Source organism: Enterococcus thailandicus (genome assembly GCF_001886265.1).
Lineage (GTDB): Bacteria > Bacillota > Bacilli > Lactobacillales > Enterococcaceae > Enterococcus_B > Enterococcus_B thailandicus.
In genome coordinates, this window is the sequence record NZ_JXLE01000003.1 from 202,640 (window position 1) to 211,313 (window position 8,674).

The window sequence follows — 8,674 nt, forward strand, 5'->3', positions numbered from 1 at the left end:
TACACAATTTTTCGTAAAAAAACTACTCTCACTCTTTTGGAGTCCCCCATTGATCTGGGGTCGTAACAATTTTCAGTTGGATTTCTTGCGCGACTAAATAATGATAACTTCCGTCTTTCTCATCAAAAAGAAATCGTACAATTGCATCTTTCTGCTCAAAATGACCAATATTCTCGATTGGGTCTCCATGATAACTACCACTAACATCTGTTGCCACTAATTGGTCCAGTTCATTTTGAAAAGAAACTGCAGGTGCTTCAAGAATATCTGTTCCAAATTTAATCTTGGTGATCCATTCAATTGTAGCTCCATTGAGACTTTTTTTATCCGCCTTCACTACGACATTTTGTGTCAGTTGTGTTGGAATCAATTTTTGATTGAGCAACGTGATTGTTTCGACTAAGTGTTGACTCGATAATTCAAAATGTACCGTTTGAGTTGCTCGTACAAAACCAAATTTTGCTTTTGTTTGACGTAGTTCATACGTTCCAAACGGAAGATTCGTCAGCGTTAACGGTTCATTTAAAGCTAAGGCTAGTTGCTGAACCTGACCTGTTTGAGTATTAAATAATTCAAATGAACCTTCTTGGATTGGTTCACCATTGATTTTTTTCAGTTGGATAGTTAGTTGCGTCACTTTTTTTAGTGGCAACTGGCTAATTATCGGATTACTTTGGGGAAGTAACTCTTCGTGTATAGTTGATGAACTTGATTCGATCACCACTGTTTGATTGTCTTTTTCTGCTATGATTTCACTTGTTGTTGAACTCGCTGATCTAGTTGATTCCGTTGTGAGCGAATTAATCATTAATGAACTTGATTCTTGAGACTCTGCTTCTTTAAAATTATCATCATCAGATGTTTTGGCTGTTTCTGGTTCTTTTGCATTTTGCACTGGCACTTCTAACAGCTGACTACCTTGAATCCAAATAGTTGTTTCCTTATCGATAATCTGATAACCAGTTGGGGCTTTTTCCTGGACTAATGTATATTTTCCAATTGGTAGCTTTGTAAGTTCAAACATGCCTTGTTCATTTGTCAAAAGATTCTTTTTCAGAATTTTTCCAGAATCATCCATCAGATGAAAGCGACCACCAGATAATTTCTGTTTCACATCTGCTCGGTTGGTTAGCGTTACCTTCAAGCTACCCAAAATAGGTTGATTTTCCACGTTTAGTTGTTGCGTTAATTGCTCTTCTGTTATGGAAAAAGTCCTGTTTGTTGTCTTTTCATATCCTGTTGGCGTTGTTACTTGACTCACCTGATAAGTTCCAAGAGGAAGCTTTGGCACACTTGCTTTTCCATTCTCATCTGTCGTAATTGTTTCGACCAATTTTCCTGTTGTGATATCGTGAATCTCAAATTGGCCACCAGCAAGTGGTTGGTTCGTTTCTTGATCTGTCAACTGTAGATTGAACTGTCCTGTTACGATAGCTGGTTTGGTTACAAAAGAACGAACTTTTATTTTCTGATGATTGACATTCACACCTGTTGAGCCACTGAATGCGACTGCATAATTTTCCTGTAGCGGCAAGACTTGTTTCCATGTCAGCCACCCCCGATTGGAATGAAAGCGAATCGTTAGTTCCTTGCTCATCGCATCATAATCAGCAATAAACGAATGGAATTGCCCATCAACATCTGCTGGCGCATCTTGATTGTTCGCTAAATATTGAACAGAGTCTTGAATCATAACTGTTGTAGGATTGGAGACTAAAAACGCACCAAATGGTTGATTTCTTCCTAAGATCCGTTCAACGTTTTCAGGTGGTTCCTCGTATTCTTCACTACGGTTCCAAAACGTGTCTAATTTAAATGCTTGAACGCCTGCTAATCCTAAAACACCGATACCATTCCCTGGTTTTCCGATGGCTGATGGCACATCCGTATGAAGCGCAAGCGCAACCCCATCTCCCCCACCTTCTACATCTGTTTTATCACCTAAATTTACTTCGGCTTCTAAATGAAAAGAGGTAGTAGCTGGTAATTTTTTGTTCAACGAAACATTTCCAGCTTGTAATCGCCTATTAGGTGTTAACGAAATAATTTCAGTTATTGGATCATAAGAAGCTGATCCTTGTAATGAAAAATAATCCTGCAAGTTTTCTGATTCTATAGCCAAGGGTTCATCATAAAGGTTTTCAGCTGCGAAAGCCGTGCAGCCAAAAACAGTTGAAGCAACCAAACTGGTCAAGAAAACAAGTTTTTTCATTCTTATCATTTTGCTTCACCCCCTATCGTAAATGCCAATTTTCTTGAATCTATTTGGTATTCTTTTGGTGCGTTTGTTTCTACAAAATAATACTCACCTTTCGTTAAGCCGTCGACAGCTAGTTGTCCATATTGATTCGTTTCAAGCTTTTTTCGTAACACTTTTTCATCTTGATAAAGTGTAAATGCTACGCCAGCAAGTGGCTCATTCTCGTCTGTGATTTTTGTTAATAAAATCGTATTTTCTTTTCGCTGATTGGTAAAAATCCGTTGAATGACTGTTTGATTTTCAATAACTAATTCGACTGTTTCTTCCGAAAGTTCGTAGCCGAGAGGAGCTTTCACTTGGCGGATTACATACTGGCCTTTTGCCAATTTAGTCAGCGAAACTTGTCCCGTTTCATCAGCAGTTAATTTCTGCGTTTCGCCATTTTCAGCTTTTGCTTCATAAACAGCTCCTGGAATTGCTTTTCCCGAAGACTGGTCGACAGTTAAAAGTTCTTTTGAATAGGTTTCTTTTTTCAAGGACTTGCGGTACATCGTGATAAAGGCTTTATTAGAGAGAACTTTTTGACCATCACCTAAATCAAGTTGTGCTTGATTTCCATAAACTTGTTTTTCTACTACAGATTGCGCGCTTGTCTGTCGATTTATTTTTTGCGTGGTGCTTGTAGCAGTCACTAATAAAAGCGGGCTGAACAAACTTACGGCCCCCAACATTAGCGAAACCCCTTGATAAATCGTGCGTTTCATTATTCTTGCCTCATTCCATAAACCAAGCTTCCACTCAATCGAGCCATTCGCTGGCCAATCAAGGTTTGACTTGCGCCTCCGCCTGAAGGTACCTGCGGATTCTTTTCCATAGCCGAAATTCGATTTTCCAGCATTGTCAATTCATTTCTTTTTATCCGGCGATGATTTTTAAAAACGACTGTCTCTCCGTTATTTTCCACCTGAATATCATTCACTAGGCTTTCTTTTGACAACTCAATTTTCTTGTCCCGGATTGGTTGATCGACCAGCCCACTCAAAATAACACTTTGATACAGACAAGTCGTTGCTAACATACCACTAACTATTAAGGATTTAACTTTCATTTTCATTCCTCACTTTAATTACCATCTCGCCAAACAACAACCAATCATGATCACTTGGTGGATTTTTCCAGATAATCTGCGGACAGTTCAACTTATCAATCAACAAATCACTAACATATAGTTGTGTCTGATTGTTGACCTTTTTTTGAACCTCAATATTCAAGTTTTGAAAAGCTAAAATATTTTCCGCAATGAATTTTGTATACGCTGATCCTCTCGAAAAATCCACACAAACGTAAACTTTATCAGATAAATACTTTTGTGGAATAACCGAAATAATGGCGAAAATATAATCATAATACAGACTACCATTCGTCAATAATCCTTGATCGTAAATCTTACTATTTTTTGCTAATTCAACAAATTTCTTAGCCACTTGATGAAATTGTGGATATAATTCAGCGAAGAAACGCTCTTGATCCTCTGAAATAAATGTCAGTCGAGAATGATTGGCAAATGCCAACTTAAAATTTGTTAGTTCCAAAACCTGCTGTAGTTCTACGATTTTTTCTGTTTTTCGTTCCGTTGATAAAACAAGCTTCAACGTTTGAAATAAATAATCGACCTGTAAGGTAGTCAACTCAGTTAAATTTTGGTTCCATCTGATTGTTTTTTGCTGCGTCGTTAGTGAAAGACATTCCTCGCTTAATAAAAAAACCAAAAGCCATAGTTGTTCATTTTCTTGTTTTTCTTCTGGAATCACAGTGATCTTTTGCAATTTATTTTGAACAAGTACAAGCTGTTGTCGAATTTCTTTTGCATAGACATCTTCAAATTCAATTTCAACTGTATTCACATAACTTCGTTTTGATAAGCGTAAGAGTGTAATGCTCAAAAACAATTCTAATTTAGCAATCCGAGTCATAATCATTTCTAAATTCAAGGTGTGGATGATTACCTCCAACACTTCATGTGTCTTTTGCCGAAGTGAAGACTCAAATGGTGATTCTAAGCCATTGAAAAAATAATAGTAAATATCAAAAATTTCTCGCCGAACCTTGGCTTCGTCTCCAACTAACGTTCCTTCATTGATTTGAATACCACCTGGTGCCAAAATATCTTCTAGTTCACTTTTGATCAGATATGCTTTTGAACGACTCAAAAAATGTTTTTGTGAAAACTTTTCTGGTGTGGATCCAAATTGAACCATTTCGTGAAAGAGCAAAAACAAATCAGATTGCTTCAAATAATAAAGTTGTAACTGCCGAATCACTTCATTGGAAAGGTCTGGAATATCGATCTCACCTTTCGATAATCGCACAACTTTGGCATTAGTTGCTGCAACTAATGCCTGTTCAAGTTCAGCAATATACTTATTCACTTTAAACTTTGAGATTCCTAGTAACTCAACTAACAGTTCAACTGAAGTGAATTGCCCCTTACGCATGTCAAATATGCGTAAGATATCGAGTTGGTACCGAGCTGAATCGCTGAGTAAATCTAATTTGTTAATCGTCATAACACCCTCCTGAATTTTCCTGCATCTTAATATAACGCTTTTTAGTTAACTCCTTCCTCTTTTTTGTTTGTACGAGAAACTCGCTAAGAAGTATCAGCTTCATTATTTTTTTGCAATTTTTTTAATTTGTATCGTTATCTAGCCAATGTAATAATGTCGGCCAATTTTCTTTAGTGACTATCAATCGCGGCATGTCAGTAGTCAACGTTTCATTCGTAACAACACCAGTTTCTAAACTGAAGATACCCTTGATTTGATTTTGACTCATGTAGTCTGTTAGTCGTTTGTTTTTTGCCCCGTAAGGATAAGCAAAATAATCAGCTTGATACCCAAGTTCCTGTTTAAAGATTTCTTGACTTTTTTTATAGTCATCAATCATTGTTTTTTTTGGTAAGTTAGTCGACAATACGGGTTTTCCTTTTTCTTGATAATGTAAATCATTGGTATGCACGCCAAATGTGGCTAAGGGCGAAGCCGCCAACTTTTTTATCTGTGACCAACTGGCCATCTGCGAGCCAGAAAGATTATTTCCAGTCTCGCCTGTAATCACAAAAGCGGTGAAGGGGAACTTCTCTTTCTCTAAAACTGGAAAAGCGTTATTTGGTAACGTAACATCGATATCATCAAATGTAATCACCACATTTCGCCCAGTTAACTCTTTCTTTGCACGTTTTTCGAGTAATTGATCCATTGTTAAAACAGGTACTTTTCTTTCCTTTAAGTCCTGCATTTGTTGAGTAAAATCACTCAATGGTACATTAAATTGATGAAGTTGGGTATTTTTTGACATTTTTGAAACTGCCTCAACCACAAAATTATCTGCTAGTACACGATGATAACATAAAACGATCACTCCATCTTCATCTGATAAAGGAGCATAAGAAAAACCAGTACTCACTTCACTTTCCACTAGTTGTTTTGTCTGGCTAAAAAGTAGAAAACTAACAACACCAATCAGACAAAAACTCAATAAACTGGTAAGTAATCGATTCACTCGTTTCATTGCGTACCTCCTGTTGTTTTCAATGCGACGATTCCAATCAAAATTGGCACAATAAAAATCGCCAGTAAAGCAAAAATAAGATGCAAAATATCTGTTATTTGGGTCAACGGAAAGTCAACCAATAAAAAAATGGCGCCAATAGCATCAGAATAATAACCTAACAATGAACAAAACATCAAAAACAATAACGCTAAAAATAACCACCACGCAATCAATAAATACATTGTCGAAAGTAAATTACGCGTAAACATCTTTTTTCGAATAATCAAATGATCCATTTTATACACCTCGATCTGGACTTTCCCATTTTCCTTTACTTGTCTTCCCTGTGATTACAGCAAATTCCGAAGAAATTGCACTAATAAGATTGGTTAACCAATAAAACATCAAATAAACAGGAACAGTTAGTTTGTCTTGCAGTTTGAGCTGACTATCATTCTCATCGCCATTGACACCAATCCAAAATAGTAAGATAGACAATAAAATGAACAAAACAACAACACCACCTGCGACATGTAATTCCTGTCGAAAATAAGTTGCAACGAGATAATTAAACGTGCTAAACACAAATGTCCAGCCCCAAAGATGACTCAAAATCATTTCGCCGAGTAACAACTTATAGTTTAAATCGCCACCCTCCATGACCCATGAAAAATTCCCGAGAAGCACTTCCAATCCACCAATCGACCAACGTTTTCTTTGTTTCAATAAACTAAAATAACGTTCTGGGACTAAAATATAAGAAAGTGCGCGGCAGTTATATGTCACGCGCCAACCTGCGCGATGCAGTTTCCAAGTGACATCAATATCCTCCGTCATAACCTCGGGATTAAACCCACCAACCTCTTTTAAACTTGATACGCGATACATCACGATTACGCCTGAAACTGTCATGATTGCACCTAACATAAATGTTTGCGTGCGCTTGATTCCGTCAATGATTCCAACGTATTCCAACGTCTGTAATTTTCCTAACAAAGTTGAGCGATTACGTACCACTGGCTTCCCTGTCACCGCGCCAATTATCGAACTGCTCTCTAACTCTGCAGCTAAGATTTCCACTGAGTTTGGTGCCAACAAAGCATCTGCATCTAATACCAGCAAATACTTTCCACTAACCATTTCCAAAGCTGTATTCAGCGCAGTTGCTTTCCCGCCATTTTTTTGTTGGGCAAGAATTCTCAATTCTTTTTCTTTAGAAAATCCTTGTTTGATTTGTTCAAGGAGCATTAACGTATTATCTGTACTTTTATCATCAACCACAATGATTTCCAAGTTGGGATATGCAAGTTGTTCCAAAGCAGACATCGCTTCTTGAATCGTTTCTTCTTCATTGTAAGCAGATAAAACGATTGAAACTTTTGGATAACTTTTTAATGATTCTTGCTTGGTGTACTTGATTCTCGAAAAGTATGCGCCAACCGACCATAAAATAGACATCAGAATTGGATAACCAATCGTATAATAATCAATGAATTTTAGAAGAAACATGTTGGTCTTTCCTTTCTGCTGATTGTCCGCCCCGCAACTTTCGTCGTAGCCATTCGCTGCTCCGTTCAAATGGATAACTAAAAAGAACTGCTGCACTGAAACTAGTTAAGATGATTACAAAACCATAGGTCAAGCGCTGCTCCATCGTTGGCAACAACATTCTTGCAATCGGATAAACGAGTTGGTCTGTAACGTCTGACATCAGATAGATTCCAAGCGTCCATTGACTCAACTTTCTGATAGGCAATTGAAATCCTTTCGTTACTGGTATGCGCAAACAACACACAAAAATCAAAAAACTAACAATTAGTGGTTCAAAACCGTTGTATTGATTCCCGGCAAAATCTTGATACGTTGTCTGATAATCAAGTATCACGTCTAAGACAAAGAATGCGAAAATAGCTATGAGTAAAAGTACCCAAGTTTTCTTAAACTTTTTAAACTGTTCTTGATATTCAAATAAATAGGCACCGATGAAATAATAGCCAATTGGATAAGCATCAATCCAAAAATCTGGAACCACTTTTCCGAATGAGTTCAACAAAGATGGCCCAAAAAATAAAAAAAGCGATACCCCAACAACATATCGATGGAAAAACTGATTCTGATTTGCTTGCCAAATCAAATTTAGTAAGGGAATCATCAAGTACAACCCTATATACATTTCCACATACCAAGAATAAGTATTGGTTGAATAATCCAAAATACCAAAAAGTGCATCAGTCAAACTCACGCCTTCATCCATCACAACCATTCTCAGCCAGCCAACTAAAGAAATGCTGACATACAAGAACAAAACAGGAAACAGATTCAATAAATAGGAAACAGAAAGTTTCTTACGATTCATCAAGAAACCTGTACACAATAAAAACAATGGCACAGCAGTTATTGTCACTTGCCTTGTCATCATCCAAAAAAGGGTACGATTTGTTTGAATCGTTTGATCATAAAAACCACTATTTAATAAGAAATGAACAGCTACCACAAAAAAGGCAGCCATTGTTTTAATTAAGTCAATCGAATAATTCCGTTTCATAAGCACCTCCAAAAATAATTACAAAATGAATTATAACGAGTTTTTCATTTTGTTTTACTACCAAAACAAAATTGAAATCCATACTTTTTATTTCTATAAAAAAAATTTTGGATAATCGATTTTTTCGTAACTAAACAAGCCTAAAGTCAGAAACATTTCAAGTAATTTCTTGATTTAGCAAGCTTTCCAATCATTCATTTTACGTACGTTACTAAAAAGATTACAAAAAACCGATTTTTGTCACAAATTGTCATGAACCTTTTACCTATGAAATATTTTTCCATGTTAAAGTAGTCCAAGTTGATTACAACAACAAAATTCGAACAACTCAAAAGGAGAAACTATTTTATATGAAATCACTTAAAACTGTACTATTA

Annotated in this window: 8 protein-coding genes; all 8 read right to left on the reverse strand. The window is 36.5% G+C overall.

Annotation, left to right across the window (positions count from 1 at the left end):
• Positions 1-28 precede the first annotated feature (28 nt).
• Entirely contained in the window at positions 29-2,221 is a 2,193-nt protein-coding gene (locus RV17_RS03475; protein WP_071868530.1) for a lectin-like domain-containing protein, read from the reverse strand.
• Positions 2,218-2,964 (reverse strand): MSCRAMM family protein, encoded by a 747-nt coding sequence (locus RV17_RS03480; protein ID WP_071868531.1) that lies wholly within the window; start codon positions 2,962-2,964, stop codon positions 2,218-2,220. Before RV17_RS03480 ends, RV17_RS03475 begins: the two co-directional genes overlap by 4 nt.
• On the reverse strand, positions 2,964-3,308 hold the full coding sequence (locus tag RV17_RS03485; protein WP_067484157.1) for a hypothetical protein: 345 nt from the start codon (positions 3,306-3,308) through the stop codon (positions 2,964-2,966). Before RV17_RS03485 ends, RV17_RS03480 begins: the two co-directional genes overlap by 1 nt.
• On the reverse strand, positions 3,298-4,767 hold the full coding sequence (locus RV17_RS03490; RefSeq protein WP_067484155.1) for a helix-turn-helix domain-containing protein: 1,470 nt from the start codon (positions 4,765-4,767) through the stop codon (positions 3,298-3,300). Before RV17_RS03490 ends, RV17_RS03485 begins: the two co-directional genes overlap by 11 nt.
• A 121-nt stretch (positions 4,768-4,888) precedes the next feature.
• On the reverse strand, positions 4,889-5,770 hold the full coding sequence (locus RV17_RS03495) for a polysaccharide deacetylase family protein (RefSeq protein WP_067484154.1): 882 nt from the start codon (positions 5,768-5,770) through the stop codon (positions 4,889-4,891).
• Positions 5,767-6,048 carry a hypothetical protein gene (locus RV17_RS03500; RefSeq protein ID WP_067484153.1) on the reverse strand — a complete coding sequence of 94 codons (282 nt, stop codon included), beginning with the start codon at positions 6,046-6,048 and terminating at the stop codon, positions 5,767-5,769. The genes RV17_RS03495 and RV17_RS03500 overlap by 4 nt, the downstream gene beginning before the upstream one ends.
• A 1-nt stretch (position 6,049) precedes the next feature.
• Positions 6,050-7,261: a glycosyltransferase family 2 protein gene (locus tag RV17_RS03505; protein ID WP_071868532.1), complete on the reverse strand. Its 1,212-nt coding sequence runs from the start codon at positions 7,259-7,261 to the stop codon at positions 6,050-6,052.
• Complete coding sequence (locus tag RV17_RS03510; RefSeq protein WP_071868533.1) at positions 7,239-8,297, reverse strand: acyltransferase; 1,059 nt, start codon at positions 8,295-8,297, stop codon at positions 7,239-7,241. Before RV17_RS03510 ends, RV17_RS03505 begins: the two co-directional genes overlap by 23 nt.
• Between the last annotated feature and the right edge of the window lie 377 nt (positions 8,298-8,674).

Coding starts and splice junctions, on each gene's coding strand:
- RV17_RS03495 (WP_067484154.1), bottom strand. CDS start 5,770: ATGAAACGAGTGAATCGATTACTTACCAGTTTATTGAGTTTTTGTCTG.
- RV17_RS03510 (WP_071868533.1), bottom strand. CDS start 8,297: ATGAAACGGAATTATTCGATTGACTTAATTAAAACAATGGCTGCCTTT.
- RV17_RS03485 (WP_067484157.1), bottom strand. CDS start 3,308: ATGAAAGTTAAATCCTTAATAGTTAGTGGTATGTTAGCAACGACTTGT.
- RV17_RS03480 (WP_071868531.1), bottom strand. CDS start 2,964: ATGAAACGCACGATTTATCAAGGGGTTTCGCTAATGTTGGGGGCCGTA.
- RV17_RS03475 (WP_071868530.1), bottom strand. CDS start 2,221: ATGATAAGAATGAAAAAACTTGTTTTCTTGACCAGTTTGGTTGCTTCA.
- RV17_RS03500 (WP_067484153.1), bottom strand. CDS start 6,048: ATGGATCATTTGATTATTCGAAAAAAGATGTTTACGCGTAATTTACTT.
- RV17_RS03490 (WP_067484155.1), bottom strand. CDS start 4,767: ATGACGATTAACAAATTAGATTTACTCAGCGATTCAGCTCGGTACCAA.
- RV17_RS03505 (WP_071868532.1), bottom strand. CDS start 7,261: ATGTTTCTTCTAAAATTCATTGATTATTATACGATTGGTTATCCAATT.